The following is an 18536-nucleotide window of genomic DNA, read 5'->3' on the forward strand; positions in this document are numbered from 1 at the left end:
GTCGGTCTCGCGCCGCTCGCCGACCGCCTGCCGGCAGCACTGTCCGGCGGCCAGAAACAGCGCGTCGCGCTCGCCCGGGCTCTCGTCATCAAGCCGCCGCTTTTGATGTTCGACGAGCCGCTCTCCAACCTCGATGCCAAGCTCAGGATCGACATGCGCGTCGAGATCCGCCAGCTCCAGCGCGCCAACGGCACGACCTCGCTCTACGTCACCCACGACCAGGAGGAAGCGTTTTCGATCTCCGATCGCGTCGCGATCATGAATGCCGGCCGCATCCTGCAGCTCGATACGCCCGAAGTGCTCTACCAGAAGCCGGCCAGCGCCTTCGTCGCCCGCTTCGTCGGCTTCGAAAACCTGATCCGCATGAAGGTCGTCGCGCGCCATTCGGCCATCGTCACCGCCGAGGCTGCAGGCGGCACGCGGCTTCATCTTTCCCAGGACCTGTTCGGCCCGATCAAGGACGATTTCATCCTGGCCTGCCGCGCCGATGGGCTTGCGGTCCGCCGCGAGGGCGAAGGCATTCCGGCGGTGCTCGGGACGCGCACCTATCTCGGTCGTGCCTATCAATACAAATGCGAAACCGCTGCCGGCGAAATCACCGCCAATGGGCCGCTTTCCGACCCGTTGGATGCCGGCGCAAGGGCGGTCCTCGCGCCGCTGCCGGAACAGTGCTGCATCCTCGATCCAGAAGACTGAGCCGCTAATAACATAAGCATGGATCCGTTTGGGCGGGGCGTTGACGCAGGTCAAACCCCCGGCGCGGTCCGTATGTCAGCACATCATGGTCACAATCCTTCAACCGGCAGCGCATTTGCGCTGTGAGGCCAAAGACCATGAATTACGTCTCAGAAACACTCTGGCTGGCAATCGGCACCTTCCTGGCGTTGCTCGCCGCCGCTTATACCCATGACAGCCTGTTTGCAGCCCATATGTGGGTCCTGTTCTTCGTGCTGCTGATCAGCACGGTCGTTTTGACGCGCAGGATTTCCTTCGCGCCGCGGGCGTCTGCGATAAGCCTGCCGTCAAAATCCGAATATTTCGACGAGGTGGTGAAATACGGCACCATCGCCACGGTTTTCTGGGGTGTCGTCGGTTTTCTGGTCGGCGTCGTCATCGCCCTCCAGCTTGCCTTTCCGGACCTGAACATCGAACCCTGGTTCAATTTCGGCCGCCTGCGGCCGCTGCACACATCCGGTGTCGTCTTCGCCTTTGGCGGCAATGCGCTGATCGCCACGTCCCTCTTCGTGGTCCAGCGCACCTGTCGGGCCCGCCTTTTCGGCGGCAATCTCGCCTGGTATGTGTTCTGGGGCTATCAGCTCTTCATCGTCATGGCCGCGACCGGCTATCTGCTCGGCATCACGCAGGGTCGAGAGTATGCCGAACCGGAATGGTATGTGGACCTCTTCCTGACCGTCGTCTGGGTCGCTTATCTCGTCGTTTTCCTCGGCACGATCCTGAAGCGAAAGGAGCCGCATATCTACGTGGCGAACTGGTTCTATCTCGCCTTCATCGTGACGATCGCCATGCTGCATGTGGTGAATAACCTCGCGGTCCCGGTCTCCTTCCTCGGCGTGAAGAGCTATTCGGCCTTTTCGGGCGTGCAGGATGCGCTGACCCAGTGGTGGTACGGCCATAACGCTGTCGGGTTCTTCCTGACCGCGGGCTTCCTCGGCATGATGTATTATTTCGTGCCGAAGCAGGTCAATCGTCCGGTCTATTCCTACCGGCTGTCGATCATCCACTTCTGGGCGCTGATCTTTCTCTATATCTGGGCCGGCCCGCATCATCTGCACTATACCGCGCTGCCCGACTGGGCGCAGACGCTCGGCATGGTCTTCTCGATCATGCTCTGGATGCCCTCCTGGGGCGGCATGATCAACGGCCTGATGACGCTCTCGGGCGCCTGGGACAAGATCCGCACCGATCCGATCGTCCGCATGATGATCATCGCCATCGCCTTCTACGGCATGTCGACCTTCGAGGGTCCGATGATGTCGATCAAGGCGGTCAATTCGCTCAGCCACTATACGGACTGGACGATCGGCCACGTGCATTCCGGCGCACTCGGCTGGGTCGGCATGATCACCTTCGGCGCCGTCTATTACATGACGCCCAAGCTCTGGAACCGCGAGCGTCTTTATAGCCTCGACCTCGTCAACTGGCACTTCTGGCTCGCCACCCTCGGCATCGTCGTCTACGCCGCCGTCATGTGGGTCGCGGGCGTGCAACAAGGCCTGATGTGGCGCGAATACGACAGCCAGGGTTTCCTCGTCTATTCCTTCGCGGAAACCGTCGCGGCGATGTTCCCCTACTACCTGCTGCGTGCGGTCGGCGGCGCCATGTATCTCGCTGGCGGGCTCATCATGGCCTTCAACGTCACCATGACCATCCTCGGTTACCAGCGGCAGGAGCGGGTTCGGGGCGGTGTCTCCCCCGCCGCTCTCCAGCCGGCCGAATAAGGAGGGATACCCATGTCCATTCTCGACAAACATCACTTCATCGAACGCAATGCGACCCTGCTCCTGGTCGGCTCGCTGCTCGTCGTTTCGATCGGCGGCATCGTGGAAATCGCCCCGCTCTTCTATCTCGAAAACACCATCGAGAAGGTGGAAGGCATGCGGCCCTATTCGCCGCTCGAGCTGGCCGGGCGCGACATCTACATCCGCGAAGGCTGTTATGTCTGCCACAGCCAGATGATCCGCCCCTTCCGCGACGAGGTGGAACGTTACGGTCACTACAGTCTGGCGGCCGAATCCATGTACGACCACCCGTTCCAGTGGGGATCGAAACGCACAGGGCCAGACCTTGCCCGCGTCGGCGACCGCTATTCGAACGAATGGCACGTGCAGCATCTGACCGAACCGCGCGACGTCGTTCCGGAATCGGTGATGCCGAGCTATTCCTTCCTCAAGACGACGCCCCTCAAGATCGCTGACGTTTCCATGGATCTGAGGGCGAACCGCGCCGTCGGCGTCCCCTATTCGGACGAGATGATCGCGAGCGCCCAGGCGGATCTGTCCGCCCAGGCGGATCCGAATGCCGACACGTCCGGTCTGCTTGCCCGCTATCCCAAGGCCAAGGTCGGCGATTTCGACGGCAACGCCCAGAGCCTCACCGAAATGGACGCGCTGGTCGCCTATCTGCAGATGCTCGGCACGCTGGTCGATTTCTCGACCTATGACGATGCCGCCGGTTACCGCTGAAGGGACAAGATCATGGAATTCTACACGGCCATGCGCCACTTCGCCGATAGCTGGGGTCTGCTCGCCATGACCCTGTTCTTCCTCGGCGTTCTCGTCTTCACCTTGCGCCCCGGCGGAAAAGCCTCTGCAGACGAGGCCGCGCGAATCCCTCTGAAGGAGGATTGAATATGGCGGAAAAACATATCGACGAATTGAGCGGCATCGAGACCACCGGCCACGAGTGGGACGGCATCCGCGAGCTCAACAACCCGCTGCCGCGCTGGTGGCTCTGGACCTTCTACGCCTGTATCCTGTGGGCGATCGGTTATGCGATCGCCTATCCGTCCATTCCTCTCCTCACCAATGCGACAAAAGGCCTGCTCGGATATTCGAGCCGCGCCGAGTTTGCCGCCGATCTCGATGGTGCGAAGATCGCCCAGGGCGGCATCCGGGAGAAGATCTCGACCTCTTCGCTGGAAGACATCGTCGCCGATCCGCAGCTCAACCAGTTCGCAACGGCCGGCGGCGCCGCGGCTTTCCGCGTCAACTGCACCCCGTGTCACGGCACGGGTGCGACCGGCGGACGGGGTTATCCCAACCTCAACGACGACGACTGGCTTTGGGGTGGCGATATCAACGCCCTCTACCAGACGATCGCCCATGGCATCCGTGATCCCGCCGACGGGGAGACCCGCATCTCCGAAATGCCGGCCTTTACCGACATGCTGAAGCAGGACGAGGTGCGCCAGGTCGCCGCCTACGTGGTGAGCCTTACCGGAACCCCGCGCGATCCATCGATGGTCGAGCCCGGAAAACAGCTCTTTGCCGACAATTGTGTCGCGTGCCACGGCGAAAAGGCCGAGGGCAAACGGGACCTCGGCGCGCCGAGCCTTGCCGACGCCATCTGGCTGAAGGTTCACGGCGAAGCGGAGATTGCCAGACAGATCCAGGCCCCGAAACACGGCGTCATGCCAGCCTGGCAAGGCCGCCTCGGCGACGTAGCCGTGAAGCAACTCACTGTCTACATCCACTCGCTCGGCGGCGGGGAATAAGAATAACCGTTGCTCCATTCGATCTGACGAACGGCCGCCTGTCTGTCATCAGCGGGCGGCCGTTTTGTCACATCGGCGCGGTTGACTTGCGTCAAGGAGTGGGCGTCGCCGAGATGAGAAAACATGGACCAAAGGAACTGGTCCCATGAATCTCTATACGTCTCCCGCGCTTGGCCCCAGCGACGCCTCCGTTGAGCGCATCGATGTCCAGCCCGTGCATTCGCCGGGCGCATCGAACAACCCGCTTTACGAGAAGCGCAAGAAGATATTTCCAAAACGCGCCGAAGGGCGCTTCCGCCGCTTCAAATGGCTGGTGATGCTGATAACCCTCGGCATCTATTACCTCACTCCCTGGATCCGCTGGGACCGCGGTCCCTTCGCACCCGATCAGGCGGTACTCGTCGATCTTGCGAGCCGTCGTTTCTATTTCTTCTTCATCGAGATTTGGCCGCAGGAATTCTTCTTCGTCGCGGGACTTCTGGTCATGGCCGGTTTCGGCCTTTTCCTGGTGACGTCGGCTGTCGGTCGCGCCTGGTGCGGTTATACCTGTCCGCAGACGGTCTGGGTCGACCTTTTCCTGGTCGTCGAGCGGTTCTTCGAGGGCGACCGCAATGCCCGCATCAAGCTCGACGCCGCGCCGTGGAGCCTCGACAAGCTCTGGAAGCGCGTCGCCAAACACGCCACATGGCTGGCGATCGCAGTGGCGACCGGCGGCGCCTGGATTTTCTATTTTGCCGATGCGCCCTCGCTCGCCTTCGATTTCGTCACTGGTCAGGCGGCGCTGGTCGCCTATTCGACCGTGGCCACCCTGACGGCCACGACCTACGTGCTCGGCGGGCTGTTGCGCGAACAGGTCTGCATCTACATGTGCCCCTGGCCGCGTATCCAGGCCGCCATGCTGGACGAGAGCTCGCTGGTCGTCACCTATAACGACTGGCGCGGCGAGCCGCGCAGCCGGCATACCAAGAAGGCGGCGGCAGCCGCGCAGCCGGTCGGCGATTGCGTCGACTGCAATGCCTGCGTGGCAGTCTGTCCCATGGGTATCGACATCCGCGAGGGGCAGCAGCTGGCCTGCATCACCTGCGCGCTCTGCATCGATGCTTGCGACGGCGTGATGGACAAGATCGGCAAGCCGCGCGGCCTGATCGCTTATGCGACACTCGACGAATACGACGCCAACATGGCGCTTGCGACAAACGGCAGCACGATGGCGATCGACCCGGTACGGGTGCGCAATCCGGACGGTTCCTTCATCGACAAGGTCCGCCACTTCGACTGGAGGGTGATCTTCAGGCTCCGCACGCTGATCTATTTCGGCGTCTGGTCGGCCGTCGGTCTCGGCCTCGTTTTCGCGCTGCTGTCGCGCGACCGGCTGGAGGTCAATGTGTTGCATGATCGCAACCCGCAATTCGTGCTGGAATCGGACGGTTCCATCCGCAACGGCTACACGATCCGGCTGCTCAACATGATCCCGGAGCCGCGCACGATCCTGGTTTCGATGGAAGGTTTGCCCGAAGCGACGATGAAAATTTCCGGCATCACGGATGTTCCGGGCCGTCTCTTCGCGGTGCAGGTGGAGCCCGACAAGACGCTCGCCCTGAAAGTCTTCGTGACCCTGCCCAAGGGTGCAGTTTCCGCCGAGGCCGCCGATTTCCACTTCATCGCCGAAGATCGGTCGAGCCACGAAAAGGACAGCTATTCAGCGGTCTTCAACACGCCGGGAGCCAGAAAATGAGCACGACGAAAATGGATACGATCCCAGCAAAACCTTTCGTCTTCACCGGCTGGCATATGCTCGGTGTGCTGGTGCTCTTTTTCGGCACCATCATCTCGGTCAATTTCTACATGGCCTATAACGCGGTCACCAGCTGGAGCGGGCTGGTGGCGGAAAATACCTATGTCGCCAGCCAACAGTTCAATGGCAAGGCGGCCGAGGCGCGGACGCTGACGGCGACCGGCGTCACCGGCCGCATCACCATCGACGGCTCCGATATCCGATACGAGGTCTTTCACCCGAAGAACGGGCCGGTCGCGGCCGATACGCTGACGCTCAAGTTCAAGCGACCGGTCGGCGAACACCAGGATTTTGAACTCGACCTCGTTCCCGTCGCCAAGGGTGTCTTCGCCGCCACCCATGAAATCCTGCCCGGCCATTGGATCGTCGATGCGAGCGCCATCAGGAACGGCAAGCGCATCCTGCATCAGGCCGAGCGGATCGCGGTTTTGAGGAGAGCGGAATGAGCTGCTGCGCGCCTGGAGCCGAAGGATATTCGGGTCATTCGCTTCCGTCCTCCGAGGAATTGACGCTGTCCAGCCGGATGATCGGCCCCGGCCTGCGCCAGACCGATCTCAGCGTTCCACAGGTCCATTGCGGCACCTGCATCGCGACGATCGAAAAGGCGCTCAATGCCTTGCCGTCGGTGGAGCGGGCACGGGTCAATCTTTCCACCAAGCGCGTTTCGATCGTCTGGCGGGAGAAGGCCGGAGACGACGCCCCGGATCCGGTTGAACTGGTCAGGGCCATCGTCGATGCCACCGGCTATGATGCACATCTTTTCTCGAATGCCGAGGAGGTCGGCGAAAAACTGCAGCGCGATCTGATTCGCGCCGTCGCCCTTTGCGGCTTCGCGGCAGCGAACATCATGCTGCTCTCGGTCTCCGTATGGTCGGGCGCCGATGCCTCGACCCGCGACATGTTCCATTGGATATCGGCGTTTATTGCCGCGCCGGCGCTGATCTATGGCGGCCGTTTCTTTTATCAATCCGCCTGGAATGCGCTCAGCCGCGGCCGCACCAATATGGACGTGCCGATCGCGCTCGCCATCACGCTCTCTTACGCGGTGTCGCTCTGGGAAACCATGCATCACGGCGAACAGGCCTGGTTCGATGCTACCGTCTCGCTCCTGTTCTTCCTGCTGATCGGCCGCACGCTCGACCATGTTATGCGCGACCGGGCCCGCGCCGCAATCAGCGGTCTTGCGCGCCTGTCGCCTCGCGGCGCCACGATCATCGGTCCGGACGGCTCGCGTGAGTATCGCCCCGTGGACGAAATCCGGCCGGGCGACCGGGTGGCGATTGCTGCCGGTGAGCGGGTGCCGGTGGACGGGTTCGTGGAGAGCGGCGCAAGCGACATCGACGTCTCGATCGTCAACGGCGAAAGCGCTCCAAGGCCGGTCCATGTCGGGGATATGATACAGGCAGGAACGCTCAGCCTCACCGGCTCGCTGGTGCTGAAGGCGACGGCTGCCGCGAAGGATTCTTTCCTGTCCGAAGTCATTTCGCTGATGGAGGCAGCCGAGGGTGGACGGGCGCGCTACCGTCGGATCGCCGATCGGGCGGCGCAATATTACTCTCCGGCCGTCCATCTTCTGGCGCTCACCGCCTTTCTCGCCTGGGGCTTCATCGGCGGCGACTGGAAACACGCCATGCTGGTCGCCATCGCCGTGCTGATCATCACTTGTCCCTGCGCGCTCGGCCTTGCGGTGCCGGTGGTGCAGGTGGTTGCGGCTGGCCGGCTGTTCCGGAACGGCATCATGGTCAAGGATGGTTCGGCCATGGAACGGCTTGCCGAAATCGACACGGTGTTATTCGACAAGACCGGCACGCTGACCCTCGGCCGGCCGCGGCTGCTGGATGTCGAGCGGTTCGACAGGAAGCAGCTGGCATTGGCAGCCGGCCTCGCCGCCCATTCGCGTCACCCTCTCTCCCAGACGCTCGCGATGGCGGTATCCGGTCCGATTGCGGTCTTCGAAACGGTCACCGAAATTCCCGGTCGGGGCCTGGAAGCGGTGACGCCGGCAGGCGTCTACCGCCTCGGCAACCGCCGCTTCGCCCTGTCGGGGCCGGATGACGGAAACCCAGGCAATAGCGTGACCGAAACGGTTCTCTCGCTCGACGCCAAGGAGATCTCCACCTTCCGCTTCGACGATTCGCTTCGCCCCGGCGCCCTGGCCGCCACGGCATCCCTCGCGGCCAGCGGTTTCGAGACGGGCATTCTGTCGGGCGACCGGCGCCGAGTAGTTGCCGATCTCGCCATCCGCCTCGGCCTCGAACATTGGCAGGCGGAGCTTTCGCCGAAACAGAAGGCGGAGTTCTGCGCCTCGTTCGAGGCGAGCGGCCGCAAGGTGCTGATGGTCGGTGATGGCATCAACGACGCGCCGGCGCTTGCCGCAGCCCACGTCTCGATCGCACCGGCGACGGCGGCGGACGTCGGCCGTCAGGCCGCCGACTTCGTATTCATGCACGACAGCCTCGAAGCAGTGCCGCTGGCGATCGATATTTCGCGGCGCGCTGGCCGGCTGATCCGCGAAAACTTCGCACTCGCCATCGGCTACAATGTGATCGCCGTGCCGATCGCGCTGGCCGGTTATGCGACGCCTCTGATTGCTGCCGTTGCCATGTCCACGTCCTCGATCATCGTCGTCGCCAACGCCCTGCGGCTCAGTGGATGGCGAAGCGCCGCCGAGGCCGATGCGGCGGAGAGTAACAATGAAGCAAAAATTCCTCCCAGTAAGGCCCGCATCGCATGAACATGCTGATCTATCTCATCCCGATTGCGCTTTTCCTCGGCGGTCTTGGCCTCTTCGCCTTTCTCTGGTCGCTGAAGAGTGGCCAATATGACGACCTCGAAGGCGCCTCCTGGCGTGTGCTGCAGGACGATCCGCCGGAATGAATCAGGAGTATTGGACAAACGCAGGCTTCGATGCGGGTGCCGTCAGCCACTCAGGCATTTCTCGAGCGATTGTAAAAAGGCTGCAGATGCAGCCTTTTGAAATCTAACTCAGTCCAGCAGTTCCCGAAGCCGCACCGCGAGCTCTCTGGCGGTATACGGCTTCTTTAGCCAGCTACCGGATTGGGCGAGCTCGCGCCCGGCGATCGCCGGTTCGGCGTAGCCGGAGGTGAACAGCACTTTCACGCCGGGCCGTCTTGCGCGCACTTTAGCCGCCAGCTCGTCGCCCGTCATGCCGCCTGGCATCACGATATCGGTGAAAAGAAGGTGGATGCCGTCGTGCAGGCCGAGCTGGTCCAGCGCTTCCTGGCCGTTCGAGGCCTCGATGACGCCGTAACCGAGCTGCGTCAGCCGGGACACGGCGATGCGCCGGACCCGCGGGTCGTCCTCGACGACGAGGATCTTTTCGTTGCCGCCGGGAATGGAGGCTTGCTTCGAGCCAGCCTCGACGGCAAGCGCACCCGCCGCCTCCGCCTTGTGCGCCACCGGCAGGAAAATTCTGACGCTCGTGCCCTGTCCCGGCTCGCTGTAGAGCTGGATGTGCCCGCCGGATTGCTTGGCGAAGCCATAAACCATGCTGAGGCCGAGGCCTGTTCCGGCGCCCAGGCCTTTTGTGGTGAAGAATGGCTCGAAAGCCTTGTCCTTGACGTCGGGAGGCATGCCGATGCCCGTGTCGGTGACGGAAATCAGCACGAAATCGCCGGTGCGGACATCGGGATACATCTGCGCATAGTCGACATCCAGCCTGACGCGGGAGATCTCGATCGACAGCTTGCCGCCACGCGGCATCGCGTCCCGGGCATTGAGCGTCAGGTTGAGAAGCGCGTTCTGGAGCTGCGATGCATCGACCAGCGCTTCGTTGGAAACGCCGGTCACAGTGGTGCGAAGCTCGATCGTTTCGCCGAGCGTTCGCCTGAGAAGCTCCGAGAAGCCGGACACGAGGTTGCCGACATCTGCGAGCTTCGGGTTGAGTGGCTGGCGCCGTCCGAAGGCGAGAAGCTGGCCCGTCAATTTGGCACCGTCTTCCGCGGCCCCCTGGGCCTCATGCAGCAGTTCGAGCAGTCCCGCATCCGCGAGCTTGTTCTCCATCATCTCGAGATTGCCGCTGATGACGGTGAGAAGATTGTTGAAATCGTGCGCCAGGCCGCCGGTCAGCTGGCCGATCGCTTCCATCTTCTGGGCCTGGCGCAGCTCTTCTTCAATCTTATGGCGGCTGGTGAGGTCGCGGACGAAGCCGGTAAAAATGCGTTTTCCATTGGTGACGGCCTCGCCGACCGAAAGCTCCATCGGAAATGTGCTTTTGTCCTTGCGCTGCCCGGTCACGACGCGGCCGTAACCGATGATCCGGCGTTCGCCGGTGTGGAGGTAGCGCGAGATATATCCGTCATGGGCTTCGCGATCGGGGGATGGCATCAGCATCTTGACATTCTGCCCGCAGACTTCGTCGGAAGAGTAGCCGAACAGCTGCTCGGCCGCGGTGCTGAAGGAGGAAATGCAGCCGACTTCGTCGATGACGATCATCGATTCCGGCACGGTGTCCAGAATGGAGCGCAGATGCGCTTCGCGTCCGGCAAGATCGTTCTGCACCCTTTTCATCTCGGTGATATCGTTGTTCGTTTGAATGATGATCGAAGGCCCGTCGCTCGACGGATTGACGGCCACCCAGCGGCTCGCCACGACGACCGTGTGACCATTCCGATGCCGATGAACGACTTCCCCTTGCCAGGCATGATAGGTCTGGACATGACGACGGATCTCGTCGAGCGGCTCTGGAAACTGCGTCGCCAGAAGATCGTGGACGACCTTTCCGAGAGCTTCCTCTCGGCGCCAGCCGTAAAGCTGCTCGCAACCGCTCGTCCAGCGGCTGATGATGCCGTCCACGCCATGGACGATGAGATTGGCATCGTCGAGAAGAAGAGTGACGGCATCGAGCTGGCTTTCCGTCGTGGCTTCGGATCCTGTATTGCCGATCATGTCTATTCCGTCTAATGGCGCCGTCGCTCGCCGAGAGCGATCAGGTCGCGCCGCATGTCTCCACAGTCATCGTCGTCTCCGGCAAGTTGCGCAAGCATTCCCGGCCGTTCGATTCTTATGGAATGACGGGCGGCCGGGTCCAGAACATTCAGCACGCCCTTGCCGATGAGCCTGGTGATCGTACGCGAAACGGTCTCGATCGTCAGGCCGAGATAGTCGGCCATGTCCTGTCGGCTCATGGAGAGTTCGACGATCGGTTGCGCATTGCCTTCGGCCATCGCACGTTTCAGGTATTTCAGCAGGAACGTGCAGATCCGTTCCTCCGCGCTCTTGCTCGACAAGAGCACCATCTGGTCCTGGGCTGCGGCCATTTCGTCGCAGACCCGAGCAAAGACTTTGGGTCTCAGGCTCTCGGAATTGATGATGGCCGCTTCGAACTGTCGGCGCGACAGCCGACGGACTTTCGCCGTCGTGATGGCCTCTGCGGTGTAGATATAATTGTCCCGGAGCGAAACGCCGATCATATCGCCGGCGTGCAGAAATCCGGTAATCACCCGCCGTCCTTCCGAAATGATCCGGAAAACCCGCAAATTCCCTTCGATGACTTCGAAAATATGCCTGGCCTCGTCACCTTCGAAAAAGAGGGGCTGGCCGGCCGCGAGATATTCGACAGGCTGTTTTGCAAACAGCGAGTGCAGGCAGTCCGGCTCGTCTAGCGGTCTTGCTGCTGCCGAGTTGAAGGTCTTCGCATTATCCGTGACAAACATGAAACTGCCCCTATCCGTTTGGTTGAGGCAGTTGACCGAATCCCGGTAACGCGCGAATGCTAGTCGTGTGAAAGACGGTTCTAATTGGTAACAATCTGTAACACGCCGGTTCCCTGTTGATGTCATCCCCCGCCAGTTCCGCAAATATCCTCGTCGTCGACGACGATCCTCGAATCCGTCAGATGCTGACGCGATATTTCGAGGGCGAAGGATATGCCGTCAGCGCGGTGTCCGACGGGCAGGAAATGCGCGTTCAGCTGAAAAGGCAAGAGATCGACATCATCCTTCTCGACCTCTCGCTTCCCGGTGGCCAGGACGGCTTCGATCTTGCGCGGGAAATCCGGATGCAATCGGACATTCCGATCATGATGCTGACCGGCCGCGACGACGTGGTCGACCGGATCATCGGCATCGAGATCGGCGCTGACGATTACATCGCAAAACCGTTTCACCTGCGTGAAGTGCATGCGCGGCTGAAATCGATCCTCAGGCGGCGCCAGCCGGCTCAGCCGAAGCCGGAGGAGAACGAGGAGAAGATCGTCCGTTTCGAAGGATGGACGCTCAATCTTTCCAGACGCCAGCTGCTGTCTGCCGGAGATGGCGAAGTCGAACTGACAACCGGCGAATTCGACATGCTAGCGGCCTTCGTCCAGCACGCCGGCCGCGTGCTGACGCGCGATTTCCTGATGGATGAGACAAGGGGACGGCAGCTCGACGCCTTCGACCGCACGATCGACGCCCAGATCGTCCGGTTGCGCCGCAAGATCGAGGCGGATGCCAAGCATCCCCAGCTGATCAAGGCCGTCCGCGGCGTCGGTTACATTTTCACCGGCAAGCTTGGTTGATCAGACGACGCGTTGCCGGTCTGCAGCCGGAAGCCCGGCGAGCGCTCTTTCCCTGATCTCGTCTGCATCGGAACCCTGCAGCGGAACCGGGCCTGGAGGCAGACCTTGGTCCACCGGCCTGCCGACGGAAATCGGCAGCAGTTCAAGTCTCTCGCACGTACCGTCATCGGCAAGCGTCAGCCGGATTGCGGCGCTGCGCCAGACATCGACACCTTTTTGGTCATAGGTCGCCGGCCGCCGCGTATGGAAAACGAAGTTGCCGAGACCGGCGATGATCGCTCGCCCGCGATGAAAGGTGATCGGCTGCATGACCGGTGCGCCGGTGCCGAGAACCAGGTCCGCGCCGCTGTCGATTAGGCCGCGGCACAGATCGAGCAGCCAGTCGGGCGTCGTTTTCCAGTTCGCATCCCAATGATGGCCGTGGATTGCAACCGCGACCAGGTCGCCGATCGCCTTCGCCGCATCGACGCCGTCGACGAGCCGCTGCATGTCCTTTTCGTCAGCAGTCCAGCGGGCGCCGATCGCATCGCCGGCAACGACGGGCGTACCGAAGACGTCCAGCTCCGGGCGTTCGCCGAGGTCATAACCGACCGCAGCACGCGCCGCGCCGCGCTTGTCGTCACCGAGCGTCCCGACGATCCGTTTGAGCGTCTCGAATTCCGCAGGCGGCGCGGTTACCGTCCGCCTCATCCGCAAGGGCGTTATGCCGCTGCGATCGACCGAGGCGTAGTTGATGTCCGGCTGAGGTCCGAGATCGACGGAGAAGATGGCGAGCGATCTATGAGGTCCCGGCACGATCGCCGGCGCTGCGGCCTGCTCGATATCCGACCCGCTGCCGGCAAGCTTCAACCCGGCCGCTTCCACGGCGGCGCGCGTCGATGCGATGCCCGGCGGGCCGAGGTCGAAGGCGTGGTTGTTGGCATGCGTCACCGCATGAAAGCCAAGTTCCCGCACCGAGACGAGAGCATCCGCCGAGGCCAGATGTAGCGTTTTCGTCTTGGTCGGCCATGCCCCTGCCGTCTCCACCGTCGCTTCGAGATTGCCGAAGGCCACATCCGCCTCGAGGAAATCCCGAACCTCGGCCTGCCCCTCGCCACAGAGGTCGAGGGGGCCGTGGATCAGGATTTGGCCGGTAACGGCGACGGTCAGCATGGCCTAGTTCATTTCGCGATGGGCTTCAGCCCCACCATTGCCGCTCCACCGACGATCGGCAGGCGGATGGCAGATGCACGCGTACCATCGCAGAAAACTGTGTTGCGGGCCACTTGGCTTGTGCGCCCCCGGCCCTCCGGCGCATAGCTATTTGGATTTATATCGTACTTCGGGAAGTTGGATGATGAGATATCAACCCTGATGCGGTGGCCCTTGGCGAACAGGTTGGCGGTCGCGAACGGCTCGATCGTCACCTTGAACACCTCGCCCTTGACGATCGGTTCGGGCTTTTCGAAGGAATTGCGGTAGCGGCAGCGGATGATCCCGTCGGTGATGTTGAGCGCGTAACCGGTCGGATAATCCTTGCTCGGCGGGTAGACGTCGACGAGTTTCGCGGTGAAATCGGTGTCCGGTGCATCGGACGAGACGTAGAGCTCGACCGTGATCGGCCCAACTACGGCGACATCTTCGGCGAGCGGCTCTGTCTCGAAGGAGAGCACGTCGGCACGCGCCGAAAGTGGCAGGCCCGGATGTTTCGAGCCGTAGAATTTCTCTCCCTCGCGCTGGTCGAAACCGCCGCCTTCGAAAATCGGCTGGCCGCTTGTCAGCGATCCGCCGATGGTCGGAACCGGGTTCTTAGGGTCGAAATCGTAGGTGAAGGGCGCGGCACTCGTTTTCGGCTTCTCGGTCGAAAGCGAGCCGTTCTCATGGATGTAATAGTTGCGGAATTCCGTTCCCGGCAGCGGCCAGTCGCTTGCTTCGATCCAGCGTCCGCCGTGATCCAGGCGCCCGTCCGGATTGCGCATGCCGGACCCGCCGCCCATTACGAAGGCGCGCACCACCGGTTCCTGAGCAACCGTATTGTCCTTGGCCTTCAGCCAATGGTCAAACCAGTTGCGGCGGAAGCATAGCCAGCTTTCCACGACGTTCCCGCCGAGCGGCGCAGTCGGCCCGAAAGATGTATCGCCGGCGAGCGTCGTGTTGCGGTTGCCGTGCAGCCACGGTCCCATGATCAGCTGTAGCGGTCGGCTGTCCTTGCCGGAAAGGCCGCGATAATTGTCGAGCGTCGACTTCACATAAGCGTCGTACCAGCTCGACATCAGCACGATGGGCACTTCCGGAAAAGTCTCGTAGAAGCCCTCCATATAAAGGCCGACGCGACGCCAGCTTTCGTCGAACGTGCCGCTGCGCCACTGGTCGAGCAGGTAGCTTTCGTATTCCGGCATCCAGCGCACCGGAGAATTGCCTTCGCTCCAGGGCATGACGTTGAACCATGCGTGAAGATCCTCAGCTTCGATCGCCGCACGGGCAAATTCATTGCCCTCGCCGATCGCCTGGTTATAGGCCCAGGTCGCCTGCTTCAGCTCGAATGCGCCGCCCTGGCGGATGCCGCATTGATAGGCGTTGGAAAAACCGCCCGAATCCATGACCATACAGGCGAGCCCCGGAGGGTTGAGGCACGCGAGCGCTGCCTGCGTATGCGCAGCATAGGAAAGGCCCATCGTGCCGAACTGGCCGTTCGACCAGGCCTGTTCCACCAGCCAACGGGCGGTATCGTAACCGTCGGCGGCTTCTGAAATGTATTTGCTGAACTCGCCCTCGGAATTGTAGCGGCCGCGGCAATCCTGGTAGACCACGGCATATCCCGCCCGGACGAAATAGCTCGCAACCTCATGGCGCTTCATTGGCTCCGTCATGCCCACCTCGATCTCGGAACGCGAGCGCTCCGCCTTGCCGTAGGGCGTGCGTTCCATGATCGCCGGAAGTCGGCCGTCGATCACCTTGCCGTCCTTGGCCGGCCGGTAGACGTCGGTCGCGAGCTTTACGCCGTCGCGCATCGTCACCATCACATCGCGTTCGACTATCACGTCGTCAGCAATCACCTCGAAGCGCGATGGCGTCAGGGTATCCATGTCCATATCCTCAAAATTGGCAAATCAATACCCGGGCCGGCCCCACCACACGTCAGGCCGGCCCAGGATGCTGCGGCTCCTGAAAAAGGGGCCGCAGCAAAGACCAGGACTACTTGGCGATGCCGGCAAGCGTCGCGCTGGTGTCTTCCGTCATGTTGGCGACATAGGAGACGTTCGCCTTGCCGGCCCAGTGAACCTTCTGCCAGTAGAGCGGGATGACCGGCACGTCGGCGAACACCATTTTGGTCGCCTTCTGCAGCAGCTCCACGCGCTTCTTGACGTCGAATTCGGCGGTGGCGGCACGCATCGCATCGTCAAAGGCCGGGTTCGAATATTTCGTCCGGTTGAACGAGCCGGTACCGGCATCTTTGTTGGCCGTCATCAGCAGGTTGCGAAGACCGGTTGCCGAGGTCGGAGTAGAGTTGCCGAGCGAGAAGATGAAGGCGGAGAATTCGCCGGCTCCGGCGCCCTTGGTGTAGACGTTATAGGGCTGGGCGACGACGCCGTTCACCTTCAGGCCGCCGCGCGCAAACATCTGGCCGAGGGCCTGTGCCACTTCCGAGTCGCCCGGGAAGCGGTCGTTGGAGGTGTGGATGGTGATGCCGAACCCGTCCTTGTAGCCGGCTTCCGCCAGCAGTTTCTTGGCGTCCTCGGCGTTCATGGCCGGGGCCTTGATCGACGGATCGTTGCCGGCGACGCCGTTTGGCACCAGCTGGCCAGCGGCTTCCGCCGAGCCGTCGAGAATGCGGTCGATGATCAGCTGGCGGTTAACCAGTTCCGAGAGCGCCTGGCGGACCTTGACGTCCTTCAGCGGGTTTTTGTCGAGCGGCTTGCCTTCCTTGTCGGTGATGAAGGGGCTCTTGTCGCGGGCGCTGTCGAGCGCAAGGTAGATCATGCGGGACGAGGCGATCGAGAAGACCTTGAGGCCGGAGATTCCCTGGAGGGTCTTCACATCGCCCGGCGGCACGGCGTCGATCAGATCGACGGCGCCGGAGCGAAGCGCGGCGACGCGCGATGCATCGTTGGAGATGAACTTTATCGTGACGTTTTCGAAATCCTGTTTCTTGCCCCAGAAGGCATCGTTGCGGGTGAGTGCCAAGTTGTCGCCCGGCGTCCAGGACTTGAACTTGTAGGCGCCGGTGCCGATCGCCGCCTTGCCGCTGTTGAAGTCTTCGATCGAGGCGCCTTCCGCGACCTTCTTCTCGACGATGTAGACGAAACCGACTTGTTCGATGAAATCGGGCGTCGGCTTCTTGGTCTTGAATTCGACAGTCAGGTTGTCGATCGCCTTCATGCTGTCGATCGCCCCGACATTGCCGGAAAACGGCGCCGGGCTGTTCGGGATGTCCTTGGCGCGGGTGAGCGAAAAGATCACGTCCTCTGATGTCAACGGGTTGCCGTCATGGAATTTGACACCGTCGCGCAGTTTGATCTGCCAGGTCAGCGGATCGGTATTGGTCCAGGAGACGGCAAGCGCCGGCTCGACATTGATTGCCGGGTCGGTCTGCACCAGGCGGTCGAAGACCTGCATGGCAATGTTCTGGTTGTTGCCGGTGCGCGAAAACTGCGGATCGATCGCCGAGGGCTCGGTGGCGCTGCCGAGTATCAGGTTCGCGGCCTGAGCCGAGTTCAGCGCGAGGACCGAGGCCGCAACCCCGGCCAGGAAAAATTTCATCGGTTTCATTATGTTCGTTCCCTTCCTTTTTAGATGACCGGTTCGGCCGTCGCATGTGTTGCCTGATGGGCGGCAAGATCGTTCAGGTGGCAGGCGCTGACATGGCCTGCGGCGTTTTCCTTCAAGACCGGCCGTTCAACGCGGCAGCGGTCGAAAGCCATTGGACAGCGGGGATGGAAATGACATCCCGGTGGCGGATGGAGCGGCGAGGGGATCTCGCCTTTGATCGGCGTGAATACCCGGCGGCGGTCGCTGACCGACGGCAGTTCGCGGATCAGCGCCTGGGTATAGGGATGTTTCGGATTGTCGAAGAGCTCGTCCGGCGTGGCGCTTTCCACCACGCGGCCGAGATACATGACGACCACCCGATCGCAGATGTGTTTCACGACGCCGAGATCGTGGCTGATGAACAGGTAGGTCAGCCCGAACTCCCGTTTCAGGTCCATGAACAGGTTGAGGATCTGCGCCTGGATCGACACGTCGAGCGCGGCGACCGATTCGTCGCAGACGAGCAGTTTGGGCTTTACCGCCAGCGCCCGGGCAATGCCGATGCGTTGCCGCTGGCCGCCGGAAAACTGGTGCGGGAAACGGTCGAGATAGGACGGATCGAGACCGACCCGCTCCGCGAGCGCGGCGACGTAGTCGCGCATCTCCCGGCCCTTGACGATGCCGTGCACTTTCGGCGCCTCGCCGATCAGATCGATCACCCGCTTGCGCGGATTGAGTGTCGACATCGGATCCTGGAAGATCATCTGGGCGGAAAGCCGCATGGCGCGTTTGTCATCGCCCTGCAGCGATGTCAGCGGTCGGCCCTTCCACCGCACCTCGCCGCCGCTCGCCGGCATGATGCCGGCCATCACCCGCCCGAGCGTCGACTTCCCGCAACCGGACTCACCGACGAGGCCGACCACCTCGCCCGGATAGACGGCGAGATTGACCTCGTCGACCGCATGCACAGTCTTTTCCTCAAGACCCGCACCGAACAGGTTGGCGATCTTCTCCGCATAATCGAGCTTGCGGGAAAAACGCCGGCTGACGTCCACGGCTTCTATGAGCGGTACGGTTTCCACGAGCGGGTTTGTCATGCGGCGCTCCAGAGATGGGGGTGGAAACAGCGGAACTCGCGATCGGCGGCGATTTCCAGCATAGGCTCAGTGGCGCAGACATCGGTGGCCCGGGCACAGCGGTCGCGGAAGGCGCAGCCGGAAGGGCGCGACAGCGGCGAGGGCGCGAAACCGGGGATCGGC

The 18536-nt window shown here is 62.1% G+C and carries 16 protein-coding genes; 10 read left to right on the forward strand and 6 right to left on the reverse strand.

The window, feature by feature from the left end:
• The 9 genes from MOV61_RS20180 to ccoS form a co-directional block, all read left to right on the forward strand.
• Positions 1-696: ABC transporter ATP-binding protein (locus tag MOV61_RS20180; protein ID WP_247137838.1), on the forward strand; the 696-nt coding region annotated here is incomplete at its 5' end.
• A gap of 137 nt (positions 697-833) precedes the next feature.
• On the forward strand, positions 834-2459 hold the full coding sequence (gene ccoN, locus MOV61_RS20185) for a cytochrome-c oxidase, cbb3-type subunit I (RefSeq protein WP_247137839.1): 1626 nt from the start codon (positions 834-836) through the stop codon (positions 2457-2459).
• A gap of 12 nt (positions 2460-2471) precedes the next feature.
• Positions 2472-3203, forward strand: a complete 732-nt coding sequence (gene ccoO, locus MOV61_RS20190) for a cytochrome-c oxidase, cbb3-type subunit II (protein WP_247137840.1) — start codon at positions 2472-2474, stop codon at positions 3201-3203.
• 12 nt (positions 3204-3215) lie between these two features.
• Positions 3216-3368, forward strand: a complete 153-nt coding sequence (locus MOV61_RS20195) for a CcoQ/FixQ family Cbb3-type cytochrome c oxidase assembly chaperone (protein WP_038549889.1) — start codon at positions 3216-3218, stop codon at positions 3366-3368.
• A gap of 2 nt (positions 3369-3370) precedes the next feature.
• Positions 3371-4234 (forward strand): cytochrome-c oxidase, cbb3-type subunit III, encoded by an 864-nt coding sequence (ccoP, locus tag MOV61_RS20200; RefSeq protein ID WP_247137841.1) that lies wholly within the window; start codon positions 3371-3373, stop codon positions 4232-4234.
• A 145-nt stretch (positions 4235-4379) separates the two neighbouring features.
• Positions 4380-5969, forward strand: a complete 1590-nt coding sequence (gene ccoG, locus MOV61_RS20205) for a cytochrome c oxidase accessory protein CcoG (protein ID WP_247137842.1) — start codon at positions 4380-4382, stop codon at positions 5967-5969.
• Positions 5966-6475, forward strand: a complete 510-nt coding sequence (locus tag MOV61_RS20210; protein ID WP_247137843.1) for a FixH family protein — start codon at positions 5966-5968, stop codon at positions 6473-6475. Before ccoG ends, MOV61_RS20210 begins: the two co-directional genes overlap by 4 nt.
• The gene (locus MOV61_RS20215; RefSeq protein WP_247137844.1) at positions 6472-8763 is read left to right on the forward strand and encodes a cation-translocating P-type ATPase; all 2292 of its coding nucleotides are present in this window, start codon (positions 6472-6474) and stop codon (positions 8761-8763) included. Before MOV61_RS20210 ends, MOV61_RS20215 begins: the two co-directional genes overlap by 4 nt.
• Positions 8760-8906, forward strand: a complete 147-nt coding sequence (gene ccoS / locus MOV61_RS20220; RefSeq protein WP_007757373.1) for a cbb3-type cytochrome oxidase assembly protein CcoS — start codon at positions 8760-8762, stop codon at positions 8904-8906. The genes MOV61_RS20215 and ccoS overlap by 4 nt, the downstream gene beginning before the upstream one ends.
• Positions 8907-9014: 108 nt before the next feature.
• Here ccoS and MOV61_RS20225 read toward each other — a convergent pair whose 3' ends face one another.
• Both MOV61_RS20225 and MOV61_RS20230 read right to left on the reverse strand, forming a co-directional pair.
• Complete coding sequence (locus MOV61_RS20225) at positions 9015-10937, reverse strand: PAS domain-containing sensor histidine kinase (protein WP_247137845.1); 1923 nt, start codon at positions 10935-10937, stop codon at positions 9015-9017.
• An 11-nt stretch (positions 10938-10948) separates the two neighbouring features.
• On the reverse strand, positions 10949-11704 hold the full coding sequence (locus tag MOV61_RS20230; RefSeq protein WP_247031813.1) for a cyclic nucleotide-binding domain-containing protein: 756 nt from the start codon (positions 11702-11704) through the stop codon (positions 10949-10951).
• Between the two features lie 119 nt (positions 11705-11823).
• Between MOV61_RS20230 and MOV61_RS20235 the strand changes: the two genes are divergently transcribed.
• Positions 11824-12549 carry a response regulator gene (locus tag MOV61_RS20235; protein ID WP_247031815.1) on the forward strand — a complete coding sequence of 242 codons (726 nt, stop codon included), beginning with the start codon at positions 11824-11826 and terminating at the stop codon, positions 12547-12549.
• Here the strand turns inward: MOV61_RS20235 and MOV61_RS20240 are convergent, their stop codons facing one another.
• From MOV61_RS20240 to MOV61_RS20255, 4 genes are all read right to left on the reverse strand, one after another.
• A complete protein-coding gene (locus MOV61_RS20240) occupies positions 12550-13701 on the reverse strand; it encodes a CapA family protein (protein WP_247031817.1) in 1152 nt (383 codons plus the stop codon). It abuts the gene before it with no gap.
• An 8-nt stretch (positions 13702-13709) separates the two neighbouring features.
• Positions 13710-15614 carry a CocE/NonD family hydrolase gene (locus MOV61_RS20245; RefSeq protein ID WP_247137846.1) on the reverse strand — a complete coding sequence of 635 codons (1905 nt, stop codon included), beginning with the start codon at positions 15612-15614 and terminating at the stop codon, positions 13710-13712.
• A 109-nt stretch (positions 15615-15723) separates the two neighbouring features.
• Positions 15724-17298: an ABC transporter substrate-binding protein gene (locus MOV61_RS20250; protein ID WP_247137847.1), complete on the reverse strand. Its 1575-nt coding sequence runs from the start codon at positions 17296-17298 to the stop codon at positions 15724-15726.
• Between the two features lie 20 nt (positions 17299-17318).
• Positions 17319-18374 (reverse strand): ABC transporter ATP-binding protein, encoded by a 1056-nt coding sequence (locus MOV61_RS20255; protein ID WP_247137848.1) that lies wholly within the window; start codon positions 18372-18374, stop codon positions 17319-17321.
• Positions 18375-18536 lie beyond the last annotated feature (162 nt).

Source organism: Neorhizobium sp. BETTINA12A (genome assembly GCF_023006485.1).
Classification (GTDB): Bacteria; Pseudomonadota; Alphaproteobacteria; order Rhizobiales; family Rhizobiaceae; genus Neorhizobium.

Coding starts and splice junctions, on each gene's coding strand:
- MOV61_RS20210 (WP_247137843.1), top strand. CDS start 5,966: ATGAGCACGACGAAAATGGATACGATCCCAGCAAAACCTTTCGTCTTC.
- ccoS (WP_007757373.1), top strand. CDS start 8,760: ATGAACATGCTGATCTATCTCATCCCGATTGCGCTTTTCCTCGGCGGT.
- MOV61_RS20230 (WP_247031813.1), bottom strand. CDS start 11,704: ATGTTTGTCACGGATAATGCGAAGACCTTCAACTCGGCAGCAGCAAGA.
- MOV61_RS20235 (WP_247031815.1), top strand. CDS start 11,824: ATGTCATCCCCCGCCAGTTCCGCAAATATCCTCGTCGTCGACGACGAT.
- MOV61_RS20250 (WP_247137847.1), bottom strand. CDS start 17,298: ATGAAACCGATGAAATTTTTCCTGGCCGGGGTTGCGGCCTCGGTCCTC.
- MOV61_RS20215 (WP_247137844.1), top strand. CDS start 6,472: ATGAGCTGCTGCGCGCCTGGAGCCGAAGGATATTCGGGTCATTCGCTT.
- ccoO (WP_247137840.1), top strand. CDS start 2,472: ATGTCCATTCTCGACAAACATCACTTCATCGAACGCAATGCGACCCTG.
- ccoN (WP_247137839.1), top strand. CDS start 834: ATGAATTACGTCTCAGAAACACTCTGGCTGGCAATCGGCACCTTCCTG.
- ccoG (WP_247137842.1), top strand. CDS start 4,380: ATGAATCTCTATACGTCTCCCGCGCTTGGCCCCAGCGACGCCTCCGTT.
- MOV61_RS20240 (WP_247031817.1), bottom strand. CDS start 13,701: ATGCTGACCGTCGCCGTTACCGGCCAAATCCTGATCCACGGCCCCCTC.
- ccoP (WP_247137841.1), top strand. CDS start 3,371: ATGGCGGAAAAACATATCGACGAATTGAGCGGCATCGAGACCACCGGC.
- MOV61_RS20245 (WP_247137846.1), bottom strand. CDS start 15,614: ATGGATACCCTGACGCCATCGCGCTTCGAGGTGATTGCTGACGACGTG.
- MOV61_RS20195 (WP_038549889.1), top strand. CDS start 3,216: ATGGAATTCTACACGGCCATGCGCCACTTCGCCGATAGCTGGGGTCTG.
- MOV61_RS20255 (WP_247137848.1), bottom strand. CDS start 18,374: ATGACAAACCCGCTCGTGGAAACCGTACCGCTCATAGAAGCCGTGGAC.
- MOV61_RS20225 (WP_247137845.1), bottom strand. CDS start 10,937: ATGATCGGCAATACAGGATCCGAAGCCACGACGGAAAGCCAGCTCGAT.